Origin of the sequence: Jiangella anatolica, from assembly GCF_003236295.1 — a bacterium.
Classification (GTDB): Bacteria; Actinomycetota; Actinomycetes; order Jiangellales; family Jiangellaceae; genus Jiangella; species Jiangella anatolica.
Map to the genome: position 1 here is coordinate 13,244 of NZ_POTW01000018.1, position 14,742 is coordinate 27,985.

The 14,742-nt window shown below is 73.9% G+C and carries 13 protein-coding genes; 7 read left to right on the forward strand and 6 right to left on the reverse strand.

What is annotated here, in order from left to right:
* Positions 1-36 precede the first annotated feature (36 nt).
* Positions 37-642, forward strand: coding sequence for a hypothetical protein (locus tag C1I92_RS09640; protein WP_111254450.1), 606 nt, complete (start codon positions 37-39; stop codon positions 640-642).
* On the opposite strand, the gene C1I92_RS09645 is transcribed toward C1I92_RS09640, so the two are convergent.
* Genes C1I92_RS09645 through C1I92_RS09665 form a run of 5 tightly spaced genes read right to left on the reverse strand, consistent with a single transcriptional unit; the run spans position 629 to position 5,970 of the window.
* Positions 629-1,585 (reverse strand): ABC transporter ATP-binding protein, encoded by a 957-nt coding sequence (locus tag C1I92_RS09645; protein ID WP_111254451.1) that lies wholly within the window; start codon positions 1,583-1,585, stop codon positions 629-631. The genes C1I92_RS09640 and C1I92_RS09645 overlap by 14 nt on opposite strands.
* Entirely contained in the window at positions 1,582-2,586 is a 1,005-nt protein-coding gene (locus tag C1I92_RS09650) for an ABC transporter ATP-binding protein (RefSeq protein WP_111254452.1), read from the reverse strand. The genes C1I92_RS09645 and C1I92_RS09650 overlap by 4 nt, the downstream gene beginning before the upstream one ends.
* A complete protein-coding gene (locus tag C1I92_RS09655; protein ID WP_111254453.1) occupies positions 2,583-3,446 on the reverse strand; it encodes an ABC transporter permease in 864 nt (287 codons plus the stop codon). The genes C1I92_RS09650 and C1I92_RS09655 overlap by 4 nt, the downstream gene beginning before the upstream one ends.
* On the reverse strand, positions 3,443-4,396 hold the full coding sequence (locus tag C1I92_RS09660; protein ID WP_111254454.1) for an ABC transporter permease: 954 nt from the start codon (positions 4,394-4,396) through the stop codon (positions 3,443-3,445). Before C1I92_RS09660 ends, C1I92_RS09655 begins: the two co-directional genes overlap by 4 nt.
* Positions 4,393-5,970 (reverse strand): ABC transporter substrate-binding protein, encoded by a 1,578-nt coding sequence (locus tag C1I92_RS09665; RefSeq protein WP_111254455.1) that lies wholly within the window; start codon positions 5,968-5,970, stop codon positions 4,393-4,395. The genes C1I92_RS09660 and C1I92_RS09665 overlap by 4 nt, the downstream gene beginning before the upstream one ends.
* A gap of 269 nt (positions 5,971-6,239) precedes the next feature.
* Here C1I92_RS09665 and C1I92_RS09670 point away from each other — a divergent pair, with 269 nt between their 5' ends.
* The 3 genes from C1I92_RS09670 to C1I92_RS09680 all read left to right on the forward strand — a co-directional run bounded on the left by C1I92_RS09670 (position 6,240) and on the right by C1I92_RS09680 (position 9,541).
* Positions 6,240-7,817, forward strand: a complete 1,578-nt coding sequence (locus tag C1I92_RS09670) for a M23 family metallopeptidase (RefSeq protein WP_111254456.1) — start codon at positions 6,240-6,242, stop codon at positions 7,815-7,817.
* Positions 7,818-7,822: 5 nt separating this feature from the next.
* On the forward strand, positions 7,823-8,095 hold the full coding sequence (locus C1I92_RS09675) for a hypothetical protein (RefSeq protein WP_111254457.1): 273 nt from the start codon (positions 7,823-7,825) through the stop codon (positions 8,093-8,095).
* A 153-nt stretch (positions 8,096-8,248) separates the two neighbouring features.
* The gene (locus C1I92_RS09680) at positions 8,249-9,541 is read left to right on the forward strand and encodes a pyridoxal phosphate-dependent aminotransferase (protein WP_111254458.1); all 1,293 of its coding nucleotides are present in this window, start codon (positions 8,249-8,251) and stop codon (positions 9,539-9,541) included.
* Positions 9,542-10,159: 618 nt separating this feature from the next.
* Here C1I92_RS09680 and C1I92_RS09685 read toward each other — a convergent pair.
* Positions 10,160-11,086 (reverse strand): tyrosine recombinase XerC, encoded by a 927-nt coding sequence (locus C1I92_RS09685; protein WP_111254459.1) that lies wholly within the window; start codon positions 11,084-11,086, stop codon positions 10,160-10,162.
* A gap of 163 nt (positions 11,087-11,249) precedes the next feature.
* Between C1I92_RS09685 and C1I92_RS09690 the strand changes: the two genes are divergently transcribed.
* From C1I92_RS09690 to dprA, 3 genes are all read left to right on the forward strand, one after another.
* Positions 11,250-11,606: a YraN family protein gene (locus tag C1I92_RS09690; protein WP_111254460.1), complete on the forward strand. Its 357-nt coding sequence runs from the start codon at positions 11,250-11,252 to the stop codon at positions 11,604-11,606.
* Positions 11,603-13,144, forward strand: a complete 1,542-nt coding sequence (locus C1I92_RS09695) for a YifB family Mg chelatase-like AAA ATPase (RefSeq protein ID WP_233506899.1) — start codon at positions 11,603-11,605, stop codon at positions 13,142-13,144. Before C1I92_RS09690 ends, C1I92_RS09695 begins: the two co-directional genes overlap by 4 nt.
* Before the next feature lie 352 nt (positions 13,145-13,496).
* Positions 13,497-14,675 (forward strand): DNA-processing protein DprA, encoded by a 1,179-nt coding sequence (gene dprA / locus C1I92_RS09700; RefSeq protein ID WP_111254461.1) that lies wholly within the window; start codon positions 13,497-13,499, stop codon positions 14,673-14,675.
* Positions 14,676-14,742 lie beyond the last annotated feature (67 nt).

Sequence of the window (14,742 nt, forward strand, 5' to 3'; positions counted from 1 at the left end):
GGCGTTCACCGCTGGTTCACGACCGTACGCTTGGCTGTGCCCGTGCTGCCCGCCCACCCGTTCGGCCCGCCTTTGGTCGCCACCCTCAGCGCCGACGGCGAGCAGGTCACGCTGCAGTGGGTCGCGGCCGACGACGACTGGGTGTCGCTGGGCGAACACGTCGGCGCGTTCGACGTGCCGGACGCGGACGCCCTGACCGGCGCGGAGCTGCTGGCCCGCTCCCCCGGCGTCACCGACTACCTGCTCGACCACCTCACGGTGACGCAGGACGGCGCCGCCTGCGCGGGCCGCGTCGACGCGATCGACCCGCTGGGCGAGGGCGCGCGCCTGGTGTACGAGTGCGCCGCACCCGTCACCGACGTCGAGCTGACTGTGTCGGCGCTAACCGATCTCAACGAGGCGTACCGGACCGTCGTGTCGATGGAGGGATCGTCGGCGCAGACGCTGTTCACCGCGGACGAGCCGACGCAGCCGTGGGACTTCACCGCCGGCGACGGGACGTCGTCGACGCTGCCGCTGCTGATCGCGGCCGGGCTGTTGCTGCTGGTCGGCGCCGTCGCCGGGGTCCTGTGGTGGCGACGGTCCGCGGCGAAGGCGGCCCCGGCGGATGCTCCCTCGGCGGAGGCCGTCACCGGTCCGTGACGCCGTGCAGGTGGCAGGCCGCGGCCTGCTCCGGCCCGGTCGGCTGCAGCACCGGATCGTGGTCCGGGCACGGCTCGAACGCCTTCGGGCATCGCGTCCGGAACCGGCAGCCCGACGGCGGATCGGCGGGGCTCGGCACGTCGCCGGTCAGCACGATCCGCTGCCGGGTCCGCTCCCGCGCCGGCTCCGGCACCGGCACGGCCGACACGAGCGCCTCCGTGTACGGGTGCGCGGGCGCTGACGACACCGAGGCTCCCGCGCCGAGCTCCACGACCCGTCCCAGGTACATGACGGCGACCCGGTCGGCCACCTGCCGCACGGCCGCGAGGTCGTGCGACACGAACAGGTAGGTCAGGCCGAACTCGCGTTGCAGCCGGACCAGCAGGTTCACCACCTGCGCCTGCACGGACACGTCGAGCGAGGCGATCGGCTCGTCGCAGACGACGAAGTCCGGTTCGCCGGCCAGCGCCCGCGCGATGCCGACGCGCTGGCGCTGGCCGCCGGAGAACTCGTGCGGATACCGGCCGCCGTGGTCCGGGTTCAGCCCGACGACCTCCATCAGCTCGCCGACGCGGGCCCGCCGCGCCGCCCGGCCCCGGTGCAGACGGTGGATGGCCAGCGGCTCGCCGATCGACTCCGCGACGGTGCGCCGTGGGTCCAGCGACGCGTACGGGTCCTGGAAGATCATCGCCGTGCGCCGCCGCAGCGCCCGCAGCTCCCGCCGGCCGGCCGCCGTCACGTCCAGGCCGTCGAACTCCACCGTCCCGCCCGTCGGCTCGACCAGCCGCAGCAGCGCGTTGCCCAGCGTCGACTTGCCGCACCCGGACTCGCCGACCAGGCCCAGCGTCTCGCCGCGGCGGACCTCCAGGTCGACGCCATCGACGGCGCGCACCGGGCCGAAGCGCACCTGCAGGCCGGACGCTCGCACCAGCACGTCGCTCATCGGCCGGTCACCTCCCCCGCGTAGAACGTCGCCGCCCGGTGTTCGGCGGCGCTGCCGGGCACGGGACTCAACGGCGGCAGCGAGGTCGCGCAGCGGGCGTCCGCGCGAACCGGGCAGCGCGGGTAGAACGCGCAGCCGGGCGGCAGTGCGGCCGGGTCCGGCGGCAGGCCCGGCATCGTCACCAGCTCGTCCCGCTCGCGGGCCGGCCGCGGGTCGTCGACGACCGGCAGCGCGCCGAGCAGCCCACGTGTGTAGGGATGCGCCGGCCGGCCGAACAGCTCGTCGACGGCGCCCTCCTCGACACAGCGACCGGCATACATGACGACGACGTGGTCGGCAATGCCCGCGACGACGCCGAGGTCGTGCGTGATCCAGACGACGCCCATGCCGTGCTCGTCCTGCAGCCGCTCGATCAGCTCCAGGATCTGCGCCTGCACGGTCACGTCGAGCGCGGTGGTCGCCTCGTCGGCGATCAGCACCTTCGGGTTGCCGGCCAGCGCGATCGCGATCATCACGCGCTGACGCATGCCGCCAGACAACTGGTGCGGGTACGCGCGCAGCCGCGCCTTCGCGTCGGGGATGCCGACCTCGGTGAGCAGCTCCGCGGCGCGTGCCCTGACGCCGTCGTCGGACACCTTCTCGTGCGCCCGCAGCGCCTCGCCGATCTGCCGCTCGATCGTCAGCACGGGGTTCAGCGAGGTCATCGGGTCCTGGAAGACCATGCCGACGCCGGCGCCGCGGACCTTGCGCAGCTCCTCCTCCGACCGCCCGATCAGCTCGTCGCCGTCGAAGATCGCGCTCCCGCGGACGTCGGCGGTGCCCGGCAGCAGGCCGAGCAGCGCCAGCGAGCTGACGCTCTTGCCCGAGCCCGACTCGCCGACGACGGCGAGCGTGCGGCCCGGGTGCAGCTCGAACGACAGGCCGTTGACGACGCGGGCCGGCCCCTTGCGGGTGCGGAACGTGACGTGCAGGTCGTCGACGGTGAGCGCCGGCGCCGTCATGCGCTCACCCCGGTCCCGGCCATCGCCTGTCGTTGCCGCGGGTCCAGCACGTCGCGCAGCGCGTCGCCGAGCACGTTGAACGCGAGCACCGTCACGAAGATCGCCAGGCCCGGGAAGACCGCCATCCACCAGGCCTGTTCGACGAAGCCGCGGCCCTCGGCGAGCATCCGTCCCCACGACGGGTCCGGCGGCTGCGTGCCGAGCCCGACGAAGCTCAGCGCGGCCTCGGAGAGGATGGCGAACGCCAGGCTGATCGACGTCTGGACGATGATCGGCGCGGTCACGTTCGGCAGCACGTGCCGGCCGATGATGCGCAGGTCGCCGGCGCCGGCCGAGCGGGCCGCCCGCACGTAGACCTCCTCGCGCACGCTGAGCACGCTGGCGCGGGTGATGCGGGCGAAGATCGGGGTGTAGACGATGCCGATCGCGATCATCGCGTTGGCCGAGCCGGGGCCGAGGATCGCCAGCACGGCGATCGCCATCAGCATCGCCGGGAACGCGAACAGCACATCGGACAGCCGCATCAGCACGTCGTCGACCCAGCGGCCGTAGTAGCCGGCGAACAGTCCGATCAGGACGCCCGCGACCAGCGAGATGCCGACGGCGACGGCGCCGACCCGCAGCGACACCTCCGCGCCGAGGATCACCCGGGACAGCACGTCGCGGCCCAGCTCGTCGGTGCCGAACCAGTGGTCAGCGCTGGGGCTCTGCAGCCGGTTGGACACGTCGGTTTCCGTGGCACTGTGCGGGGCGAGCTGCTCGCCGAGGAACGCCGTCAGGACGAGCCCGGCCAGGACGATGGCCGCGACGATCGCCGTCGGCCCGCGGAACAGCAGTTTGATCGTTTCGGCGGCCCTCATCGCGCGCTCCGGTAGGTGATGCGCGGGTCAAGGCGGGCGTACGCGAGGTCCACGACCAGGTTGACCAGCAGGAAGATGACGGCGAACAGCAGGACGGCGCCCTGCAGCACCGGGTAGTCGCGCGACTCGACCGCCTGGAAGGCCAGCTGCCCGAGACCCGGCCAGGCGAACACGTACTCGACCACGACGACGCCGGACAGCAGGTACGCCAGCTGCACGCCGGCGACCGTCACCAGCGGGACCAGTGCGTTGCGCAGCACGTGCCACGTCAGCACGTCCCGGGCGCGCATGCCCTTCGCCCGGGCCGTCCGCACGTGGTCCTGACCCAGCGACTCCAGGACCGACGAGCGGACGAACCGGGTGAGGATCGCGCCGCTGGACACGCCCGCCGTGATGGCCGGCAGGATCAGGTGCCTGGCCCATTCCACCGGGTCCTCCGTCAGCGCGACGTAGCCCGACGAGGGCAGCCAGCCGAGCGTCCCGGCGAAGACCAGGATCAGCATGATGCCGAGCCAGAAATCCGGGACGCTCAGCCCGGCCTGGCTGGAGAGGCTCGCGAACCAGTCGACCGGCTTGCGGGGGTTGAGCGCGGAGAGGGTGCCGAGCGGGATCGCGATCAGCAGCGCGACGACGATCGCGCCGCCGGCCAGGGCCAGCGTCGCCGGGACCCGCTCGGCGATGAGCGAGAGCACGGTCTCGCCGGTGCGGAAGCTGACGCCGAAGTCGCCGATCGCGGCGTTGCCGATCCAGGTCACGAACTGTTGCGGGACGGGGTCGTCGAGGCCGGCCCGTTCCCTGAGTGCCTGGTAGGTGTCGGGGTCGGCCTGCTGGCCGAGCGCGGCCCGGATCGGGTCGCCCGGCACCAGCTGCATGATCGCGAAGACCAGCACGCTGACGCCGAGCAGCACCGCGACCGACTGCGCCAGCCGGCGCAGCGCGTACCGCGTCACTCCGGCAGCCTCACGGTCTCGAAGTTGATCGCCTTGTCCGGCCGGATCTCGTAGCCCTCGAGGCCGGGCGCCCACGCCTGCACGACGTCGGGGTTGTAGAGGTAGAGGTAGCTGACGTCGTCGACGATCAGCTCGGCGGCCTGGTCGTAGAGCGTCTTGCGCGCGTCCTGGTCGGTCTCCGCGGCCGCCTGGTTGAGCAGCTCATCGACCTCGGGGTTGCAGTAGCCCTGGTAGTTCGACGTGCCCTCGCACAGGTGCTGCGCGTGGTAGAAGCCGAACGGGTCCAGGTTGCCGAGCCAGCCGAGCAGGAACGCGTCGTAGTCGCCGGCGGCCTGGCGGTCCAGCCAGGTGGCGAACGCCTCCTGCTCGATGCCGACCTCCACGCCGACCTCGGCGAGCTGGGCCTGGATGACCTGGGCGGCCTGGATCGTCTCGGGATACTCGTCGGTGACCATGAGGCCCATGGGCTGCGGGCTCTGGGCCGCTGTCTGTTCGATGAGCTCTTGTGCCTGCTCGGGGTCGTGGTCGAACGGGGCGTACTCGTGGTACCAGAGGCTCTGTTCGGGGATGGCGCTCTGGTTCGTGGTGGCCGCGCCGAATCGCGCCGCCTCGGTGACCTCGTCGCGGTCGATGCCGAACGCGACGCCGCGGCGGAAGTCGCGGTTGTCGAACGGCGGCCTCGTCTCGTTCATCGCGAGGTACCAGTAGTCGACGCTCGGGGTGACGCCCAGCTCGACCTCGTCGTCGTCCTGCAGCCCCTCGATGTCCTGCGGCGGGACGTTGTCGGTCCAGTGGACGTCGCCGGAGCGCAGCGCCGTCAGGGCCGCGGCCGGCTCGCTGACGTACTGGAACTCGACGCCGTCGACGAGCGCGGGGTCGCCCCAGTAGTCGTCGTAGCGGGCCAGCGTGACGCCGTTGGCGCCGGCCTCCTCGAGGGTGAACGGTCCGGTGCCGACGGCGGTCGTGGCGAGGTCGGTGGCTTCGGCGGCGCCCTCAGGGATGATCGCCATGCCCTTGAAGCCGCCGATGTTGTCCAGCAGCGCCGGCGTCGGCGCGCTCAGCGCGATGGTGACCGTCTGCGGGTCGGTCGCCTCGACGCTCGCGACGCTGGCGAACCGGTAGGCGTTGGCCAGCTGTTCGTTGATGATCCGGTTGTACGAGTACACGACGTCGGCCGCCTCGAACGTGCTGCCGTCGTGGAACGTGACCCCCTCGCGGAGGGTGAACGTCCACGTCAGTCCGTCCTCGCTGGTCGTCCACTCGGTGGCCAGGCTGGGCTGGAACTCCCCCTCCGCGTCCGGCACGACGAGGGTGTCGTAGACGTTCTCGAGGACCTGGAAGCTGGCGTAGGCCTGGGTCTTGTGCGGGTCGAACTGGTCCGGCTGGGCACTGATGGCGGCGACGAGGGTCCCGCCGCCTTGGTCGCCGTCGGGCTGGTCGCCGTCGGGTTGGTCGCCCCCGCCCGAGCCCGCCGGATCGTCCAGATCGACGTCGTCCCCGCCGCCGCAACCGGCGCTGACCAGCGCGATCACCGCGAGAGCGGCCGCATGACCACGGACCTTTCTACGATTCATATCAGCACCCATACCCGTCTGCACCCCTGCTTCACACCGGTTTCGTCTCACTCGTCTCGCCTTCGACCCTCCCGGGCCGGGGGGTGGGGTCGTCCAGCCGAGCCCGCCGCGGGCCGCCCTTCGTTGCGACTTCGTGATGCACCTGTGAGCAGATCGCCCGGCGTGTCGGCTGCGCCGCTCCATCCACAGCCCCCGCCGATTCGCGGACTTGTCCACAAATCCGTTCCGGGCCCCTGATCCGGCCCGGTCCGGCGCGGAGGCTCGCAGGCATGAGCCCATTCCTCGCCCTCGTCCTCGTTCTCGCCCTCGGCAGCGTCCCCGCCGAGCCGCCCTCTCCCACCGACGCTGCGGCCGCCGGGCCTGCGACCGCCCTACCCGCTCGCGCCGATGTGCCGCCCGCCGCCGACGACGCTGAGGTGCCCGCCAGCACCGCCGCCGCTCTCGTCGCCCGAGCCGTCGCCCCGGCGCCACCTCTCACCGAGTTGGCCCTCGTCGCCGCATCCCCCGGCACCACGTCGTTCACCGTCCTCGCGCCCGCCGCGTCCGCGTCCAGCCCCGATCCACCGGACGCCACCTCTGCCGGCCAACCGCCCCGTCCGCCGTCGAACCGCGGCCGCCTCTTCGCCGGCATCTCGACCCAGCCGACCCGCGGCCTGGCTGCGGCAGCACCCGCCGACGTGCCGCCGCCCCAACCGAACCCCGGCTGGGTCTACCCCGTCGGTCCGCCGGGCGGCCCCGTCGAGATCGTCCACGGTTTCGATCCCCCGGATCAGCCCTGGCAGGCCGGTCACCGCGGCGTCGACCTCGCCGCGGCCGCCGGCGCCGAGGTCCGTGCGCCCGGCCCGGGCACCGTCACCTACGCCGGCCGCCTCGCCGGCCGCGGCGTCGTCGTGATCGGCCACGGGATGCTGCGCACCACCTACGAGCCGGTCGCCGCGTCCGTAGCCGTCGGCGACGAGGTCGGCACGGGCCATCCGATCGGCACGCTGGAGCCGGCCGGGAGCCACTGTGCGCCCGTCGCCTGCCTGCACTGGGGCGCGATCGAGGGCGAGCAGTACACCGACCCACTCGCGCTCGTGGGCGGTGGGGCGGTCCGGCTGCTCCCGCTCGGCGCACGGACGCTGACCGGTGACCCACCGCCGCCACCGCAGCAGCCGCCAGCGTCGGCCGGGTTGACCTGGCCGGTCGCGGTGCCGCGCATCACCTCGCCGTACGGGATGCGGGTGCACCCGATCACCGGCGAACGCAAACTGCACGACGGCGCCGACCTGGCCGCTGCCTGCGGCGCGCCGATCCGGGCGGCCGCGGCAGGCCGGGTGACCGACGCGGGCGATCGCGGCCCGTACGGCCTGCAGGTCACCGTCGACCACGGCCGGATCCGCGGCACGCCGCTCACCACGTCCTACAGCCACCTGTCCGCGTTCTCGGTGACCGCCGGCCGGCCGGTCCGGGCCGGCCAGGTGATCGGCCGCGCCGGCACCACCGGCCTCTCGACCGGCTGCCACCTGCACCTCATGCTCTACGCCGCCGGCGGCGTAGAGCGACCCGGTGCCATGGATGCCAGCGCCATCGACGGCGACAAGTTACCTTGCCAAGGCCCTCCGCAAGGGATACCGTCATTGACAGAGCCCCGTATCGCTCCCAGCGCCCGCAAGCACGGGGTCGCCGACGACGACATGCTCCACGCCTACCGCTGCGCGATCAGGTTCGAAGAGCAGGACGAGCAGATCGTCCTGCTGGTCGGCCCCGATCGGTCAGCGCGGCTGCTGGAGCTGGCCACTCTCCGGACCGCCAGCGGACCAGTGATCATTCACGCGATGGCCGCCCGACCCAAACACTTACGGTGATGCCCATGCCCATGTCCCTCGAAGAGGCCCTGGAACGCGCCGACGAGCTCGCCCGCCGTGTCGAGGAGCGGGATCGCGATGCGGACGAGTGGAAGGACGCCCGCCCGCTGAGCGCCATCTACCGGGCGGTTCAGGCGCGCGCCCAGGCCGACCGTGACATCGTGGAGGCCGTGACCGAAGCGCGGCGGGTCGGACTGCCGTGGTGGCTGATCGGCTCCTACCTCGGCACCTCCGGTGAGGCGGCCCGGCAGCGGTACGGCAAACTCATCGCCGCCTGATCGATGACGCGCTGATGTCACAGGCGTCACAGTCGATCGCATCGGCCGGATCCGGTTGTGCCGCGGATCACCACTGGGCACCCTGGAGTGATCCGTTGATCTTCGCGGGCACACCCGTGCCCCGACCTCTCGCGCCCGGAGCTGACGTCCGCCATGTCCGTCCCTGTGTCCCCGACCCTCGCCCTCGACGAAGCGCTGGCCGACAAGCGCCGGCACGGGCTGCCCGTGCTGCCGCTCGGATTCGGTGAGGCCGGCCTGCCGGTGCATCCGGCACTGCGGGAAGCACTGGCGATCGGGAGCAGCCGGAACGCCTACGGGCCCGTCGCGGGGACGCCCGAACTGCGCGAGGCGGCCGCCGGCTACTGGGGCCGCCGCGGTCTGCCGACGGACTGGGACCTCGTCGTCGCCGGGCCGGGTAGCAAGCCGCTGCTGTACGGGCTGCTGCTCGCCCTTGGCGGTGACATCGTCGCGCCGTCGCCGGGCTGGGTGAGCTACCGGGCGCAGGCGCGACTGACCGGCCACCGGCCGATCCACGTGCCGACGGCGCCGGGCCAGGGCGGCGTGCCGCAGCCGGAGCTCGTCGCCGAGGCGGTGCGCGCCGCGCGAGCGGCGGGCCGCACCGTGCGCAGCGTCGTCGTCACGACGCCGGACAACCCGACCGGCGACGTCCCGTCGCGCGCCACCGTCCAGCGTCTCGCCGACGTGGCCCGCGACCTGGACCTGGCGATCGTCTCCAACGAGATCTACCGCGACCTCGTCCACGACCCGAGCACTTTCGTCCACAGCCCGGCCGAGTTCGCGCCGGAGCGGACGATCGTCACCACCGGGCTGTCGAAGAGCCTCGCCCTGTGCGGCTGGCGACTCGGCGTCATGCGGCTGCCGGACAGTCCGCTCGGACGTTCGCTGCTGGCCGACGTGCTCGGCGTGGCCAGCGAGATCTGGTCCAGCCCGGCGGCGCCGGTGCAGTACGCGGCCGCGTACGCGTTCGGCGAGCCGGAGGAGCTCACCGAACGGGTCGAGCGCAGCCGCCGCCTGCACGGCGCCGTGGTCCGGGCGGTCGCCGACCGGCTGCGGCGCGCCGGCGCCGTCCTTCCGACGCCGCGGGCCGGGTTCTACCTGTACCCGGACTTCAGCGGCTGGGGCGAGTTCCTGGAGCGCGATCACGGCATCGCGACCGGCCGGCAACTGACGGCGCACCTGCTGGGCGCCTACGGCCTCGGCGGGCTGCCCGCGGCCGACTTCGAGGGCGGTCACGACACTTTGCGGCTGCGGCTGTCGACCAGTCTGCTCTACGGCGACACCGACGTGCAGCGCTACGCCGCGCTGGCCGCCGACGACCCGACCCGGTTGCCGTGGATCCGGGCGCACCTCGATCGGCTGGACGAGATCCTCGGCGACCTCGCCCGGCACGCCGACGCCGTCCAGGACCAGCGCCTGGCCGGCTGACTCGCGGCGGCGTCTTGCACGCGCCGCGGTCGGGCGTCGGCCACGGAACCCAGGGCTGAGGCCGCGGCCGAGCCGCGCGGTCCGGTGCGCCGAGCAGATGCCGACCCCGCTCGACGTGGACCAGCCGACCAGCGCCTGGCCGGCTGACCCGCGGCGGCGTCTCGCAGGCGCCGTGGCCGGGCGTCGGCCACGGAACCCAGGGCTGAGGCCGCGGCCGAGCCGCGCGGACCCGGGACCGAGCACGTGCCCACCCTGCTCGACGTGGACCAGCCGACCAGCGCCTGGCCGGCTGACCCGCGGCGGCGTCTCGCAGGCGCCGTGGCCGGGCGTCGGCCACGGAACCCAGGGCTGAGCCCGCCGCCGAAGCCGCGCGGACCCGGGACCGAGCACGTGCCCACCCTGCTCGACGTGGACCAGCCGACCAGCGCCCGGCCGGCTGACCCGCGGCGCCGTCTTGCACGCGCCGCGGCCGGGCGTCGGCCACGGAACCCAGGGCATAGGCCGCGGCCGGGCCGCGCGGTCCAGGGAGCGAGCACGTACCGACCTGCTCGACGTGGACCAGCCCCGCCTCGGCGAGCGGTGCAGCCTCCGGACAAGCACGAGCGGACGCCGGCCTCGTCAGGCCCGCGGATGCGCCTGCCGGTACGCCTGGCGCAGCCGCTCCACCGACACGTGCGTGTAGATCTGCGTCGTCCCGAGCGAGGCGTGGCCGAGCAGCTCCTGGACGCTGCGTAGATCGGCGCCGCCTTCGAGCAGGTGCGTCGCCGCCGTGTGCCGGAGTCCGTGCGGGCCGAGGTCGGGTGCGCCCGGTACCGCTTGCAGCCGCTGGTGGACGATCGTCCGGGCGGCGCGCTGGTCGAGTCGGCCCCCGCGGACACCGACGAACAGGGCGGGACCGGCGGCGGGCTTGGCCAGCCGAGGGCGGCCCGACCGCAGCCAGGCGGCCAGCGCCTCGGCGGCCGGAACGCCGTAGGGGACGGTCCGCTCCTTGCGGCCCTTGCCGAGCACCCGGACCACCCGCCGCCCGTCGTCGAGGTCGTCGACGTCGAGGCCGACCAGCTCGCCGACCCGGATGCCAGTGGCGTACAGCAGCTCCAGCAGCGCATGGTCGCGCAGCTTCGCCGGTTCGCCGTCGGAGGCGTCGTCGGCAGCGGCGTCCATCAACGTGGCGGCCTCGCCGGCGCGCAGCACCTCAGGCAGCGCCCGTCTGGCCTTCGGCGTCGCAAGCACCGCGCCGATGTCCTCGGGCAGCAGGCCCTTGCGGTGTGCCCACGCCGTGAACACCCGCGCCGCCGACGCACGCCGGGCCAGCGTGGCGCGCGACCGGCCGCGGGTGCTCTGGCCGGCCAGCCAGCTGCGCAGCGCCGCGAGGTCGAGCTGGCCGACGTCGGTGCGCCCGAGCCGCACCAGGTGCTCCATCAGCGAGGCGATGTCGCCGCTGTAGGCGCGGACGGTGTGCTCGGAGCGGTCGCGCTCGGCCGCCAGGTGCCGCGCGAACTCCGCGACCACGGCGGCCAGCGGCTCCGGCAGCTCCTCGGCGTCCATGCCTCCAGGATCACCCGGCCGGGCGCGGCGCCCGTGCCGCCACGCCGCGCGGCGGCCGCTCGTCCACAGCCCGAATGGATCTCTCCGGTTATCCACATTCGGCCATTTCTCGCCGAAACCGGCCGCCCGATTCGGCGACGCTGATGGCCGGGAGGTGAGGCGGATGCGAGTCAAGGACGGCATCGGCGCCTACGGCGAACAGGTCGCCGCCGAGCACTTGGAGCGGGCCGGGTTCGTCGTGATCGAGCGCAACTGGCGCTGCGACATCGGCGAGATCGACATCGTCGCGCTCGACGGAGCGACGGTCGTCGTGTGCGAGGTGAAGACGCGCAGCGGCCTCGGCTTCGGTTCGGGGCTGGACGCCGTCACCCCGGAGAAGCTCGCCCGGCAGTACCGCCTGGCGCGGCGCTGGCTCGAGTCCGCCGGCCGGGCGGACGCGCAGCTGCGGATCGACGTGATCGCTGTGCACCGGCGCGGCCGCCACGAGCCACAGATCGTGCACGTGCGAGGTGCGCAGTGACCCGGCTGGCACGCTGCCACGGCGTGGCCCTCGTCGGCGTGAAGGCCACGGTCGTCGACATCGAGGTGCACATCGGCGGCATGCCGGGGTTCTCGCTGGTCGGGCTGCCGGACGCGTCGCTGAACGAGTCGCGCGCCCGGGTGCGCGCCGCGATCCTGTCCAGCCACGAGCCGTGGCCGCTGCAGCGGATCACCGCGAGCCTGTCGCCCGCGTCGTTGCCCAAGCGTGGCAGCCACTTCGACCTCGGAGTGGCGGTGGCGATCCTGGCGGCGGCCGAGGAGGTCCCGGCGGGGGCCCTGGACGGCGTCATGTTCTTCGGCGAGCTGGCGCTGGACGGACGGCTGCGGCCGGTCCGCGGCGTGCTGCCGGCCGTCCTGGCGGCCGAACGTGCGCGGCATCGCCAGGCGGTCGTCCCCGAGGCCAACGCGACGGAGGCCCGGCTGATCCCCGGCATGCGGGTGTTCGGCGCCCGGTCGTTGCGGCAGGTGCTGGCGTTCCTGCGCGGCACGGAGATCCCGGACGAGCCGCCCGACGAGCTCGACGGCTCCGGCGACGTGCTCGCACCGGCCGCCGACGAGGCCCTCGACCTTGCGGACGTGGCGGGTCAGGAGGGTGCGAAGCGCGCGGTCGAGATCGCCGCCGCGGGCCATCACCACCTGCTGCTCACCGGCACGCCGGGCTCGGGCAAGACGATGCTGGCCCGCCGGCTGCCGTCGCTGCTGCCCGACCTCTCGCTGGAGGAGTCGCTGGAGGTCACCTCTATCCACTCGATCGCCGGCGTGCTGCCGCCGGGCGCGCCGCTGATCGTCCGGCCGCCGTTCGCCGACCCGCACCACACCTCGTCGCTCATCTCGATCGTCGGCGGCGGGTCGCGGGTGCCCGGGCCCGGCGCGGCCAGCCTGGCTCATCGGGGTGTCCTGTTCCTGGACGAGGCGCCGGAGTTCCACCCGCGAGCGCTCGACGCGTTGCGCCAGCCGCTGGAGAGCGGAACCCTGACGCTGGCGCGCTCGGAGGCGACGTCGGTGTTCCCGGCGCGATTCCTGCTGGTGCTGGCGCAGAACCCGTGCTCGTGCGGCAACTTCGGCAGCACCGTCCGGGAGTGCACCTGCAAGCCCGACGCGGTCCGCCGCTACGACCAGCGGCTGTCCGGGCCGGTCCGCGACCGCGTCGACATCCAGGTGACCGTCGACGCCCCGACGATGGCCGACCTCGACCTCGCGGCGGAACGGGCCGAGCCCAGCAAGGTCGTCGCCGACCGGGTCGCCGAGGCCCGTCAGCGGCAGGAGCGGCGGCTGCGCGGCACACCGTGGCGGTGCAACGGCGAACTGCCCGGCCCCTACCTGCGGCGCGAGCTCCGGCTGCCGGCCGCCGTCACCGCGCCGGTGTTCGCCGAGGTCCGCCGGGGCGAGCTCACCCTCCGCGGCGTCGACCGGGTGCTCCGGGTCGCCTGGACGGTCGCCGACCTCGCCGGCCGGGACCGGCCCACTGCCGGGGACGTGCTCACCGCACTTCGCCTGCGCCAAGGGGAGCCGCTATGACGTCCGACGAAACTTGGCCTGACCGCTCTCTCGGCGGCGCCCGAGCCACCGGCCACGCTGGGCGCCACCGCCGGCTTGGTCGACACGCGCCGCCCACGCCGCAGGGAGGCGTCATGACCACCAACCAACCGTGCTCCACCGGTCCCTCGACGGCACCCGAGGCACCAGCGGCGCCGCCCGTCACCCCCGGCGTGCTCACCACGCGCCGTCTCGGTCATCAGGTGCCGGACGAACACCGAGGATCCGAACCCGACCCGGACCGCCGCCGGACGCGGGACCCAGATGGCGCCGCTCAGCAGGACCGAGCCGCACGACGAGGCCGTTGCGCTGCGCAGCTGCCGAGGGAGGTGACATGAACAGCGAGAGACTGGGGCCGACGGTCTCCTCCGCCGAGCGGGCGGCACGGGCCGCGCTGTCGGCCGTCACGGAACCGGGCGACGAGGGCGTCGCGCTGCGGATCCGCGCCGCCGGCGCGGAGGCGACCTGGCACGCCGTGTGCGGCGGCGACGACAAGCTGGACCGCTCCAGGACGTTGCGCCGCCGGGCGGAACACGTCGACGGCGGAGAGCTGATCGAGCGGGCGGACGAGCACGGGATCCGCTACCTCTGCCCGGGCGAACCGGAGTGGCCTGCGCAGCTCGACGACATGGCGGCGACGCTGGACTTCGGCAGTGACCGGGTGCCGCCGCCGCTGGGACTGTGGCTGTCGGGCGACGGCGACCTCGCGGCGCTGACCGAGTCGGCGATCGCGGTCGTCGGGTCGCGCGCCGCGACCCGGTACGGCCTGCGGATCGCCGCCGACCTCGCGACCGACCTCGCGCTGGCCGGCTGGACGGTGGTGTCCGGCGCCGCGTTCGGCATCGACCAGGCCGCTCACCGCGGCGCGCTGACCGTCGGCGGGCTGACGGTCGCCGTGCTGGCGTGCGGCGTCGACGTGCCGTATCCGCGCCAGAACGCCCAGCTGCTGGAGCGGATCGCGTCCGGCGGGCTGATCGTCAGCGAGGTGCCGCCGGGCAGCCGGCCGATGCGCGCGTGGTTCCTCGCCCGCAACCGCATCATCGCCGCGCTGAGCGCCGGCACCCTCGTCGTCGAGGCGGCGCCGCGGTCGGGGGCGCTCAGCACGGCGGGATGGACCCAGAAGCTCAGCCGCGAGACGCTCGTCGTGCCGGGTCCCATCACGTCGAAGCTCTCCGCCGGCTGCCACACGCTGGTCCGCAACGGCGCAGGCACGCTGGTCACCAGCATCGACGACATCCTCGAGGCGGTCGGCCGGCTCGGCGATCACGCCCCGGCGGACCCCGAGGCGGAGTCGCGGCCGATCGACGACCTGCTGCCGGCGCACGCGATGGTGCGCGAGTGGATGTACGCGGGCGCGGTGGAGACCGTCACCGGCCTGGCCATCCGCACCGGCCTGCCCACGCGGACGGTCGCGACGGCGCTGCGTGAGCTGGCGGCGGGCGGCTGGGTCAGCCGCGAGGACGGCGGCTGGCGGCTCGGATCGACCGCCAGTCCCCTGGAAACCCGTACATGACCTGGCCGAAAGGGGTATGCATGAACGCAATGGGGCGCAGGCCAATCCGGCGGCGCCGACCGGGAAA

What these genes read in the sequence shown, in the direction of transcription:
- C1I92_RS09650 (WP_111254452.1), bottom strand. Translation starts at nt 2,586, where the DNA reads ATGACGGCGCCGGCGCTCACCGTCGACGACCTGCACGTCACGTTCCGC.
- C1I92_RS09675 (WP_111254457.1), top strand. Translation starts at nt 7,823, where the DNA reads ATGCCCATGTCCCTCGAAGAGGCCCTGGAACGCGCCGACGAGCTCGCC.
- C1I92_RS09670 (WP_111254456.1), top strand. Translation starts at nt 6,240, where the DNA reads ATGAGCCCATTCCTCGCCCTCGTCCTCGTTCTCGCCCTCGGCAGCGTC.
- C1I92_RS09685 (WP_111254459.1), bottom strand. Translation starts at nt 11,086, where the DNA reads ATGGACGCCGAGGAGCTGCCGGAGCCGCTGGCCGCCGTGGTCGCGGAG.
- C1I92_RS09665 (WP_111254455.1), bottom strand. Translation starts at nt 5,970, where the DNA reads ATGAATCGTAGAAAGGTCCGTGGTCATGCGGCCGCTCTCGCGGTGATC.
- C1I92_RS09655 (WP_111254453.1), bottom strand. Translation starts at nt 3,446, where the DNA reads ATGAGGGCCGCCGAAACGATCAAACTGCTGTTCCGCGGGCCGACGGCG.
- C1I92_RS09680 (WP_111254458.1), top strand. Translation starts at nt 8,249, where the DNA reads ATGTCCGTCCCTGTGTCCCCGACCCTCGCCCTCGACGAAGCGCTGGCC.
- dprA (WP_111254461.1), top strand. Translation starts at nt 13,497, where the DNA reads ATGAACAGCGAGAGACTGGGGCCGACGGTCTCCTCCGCCGAGCGGGCG.
- C1I92_RS09645 (WP_111254451.1), bottom strand. Translation starts at nt 1,585, where the DNA reads ATGAGCGACGTGCTGGTGCGAGCGTCCGGCCTGCAGGTGCGCTTCGGC.
- C1I92_RS09690 (WP_111254460.1), top strand. Translation starts at nt 11,250, where the DNA reads ATGCGAGTCAAGGACGGCATCGGCGCCTACGGCGAACAGGTCGCCGCC.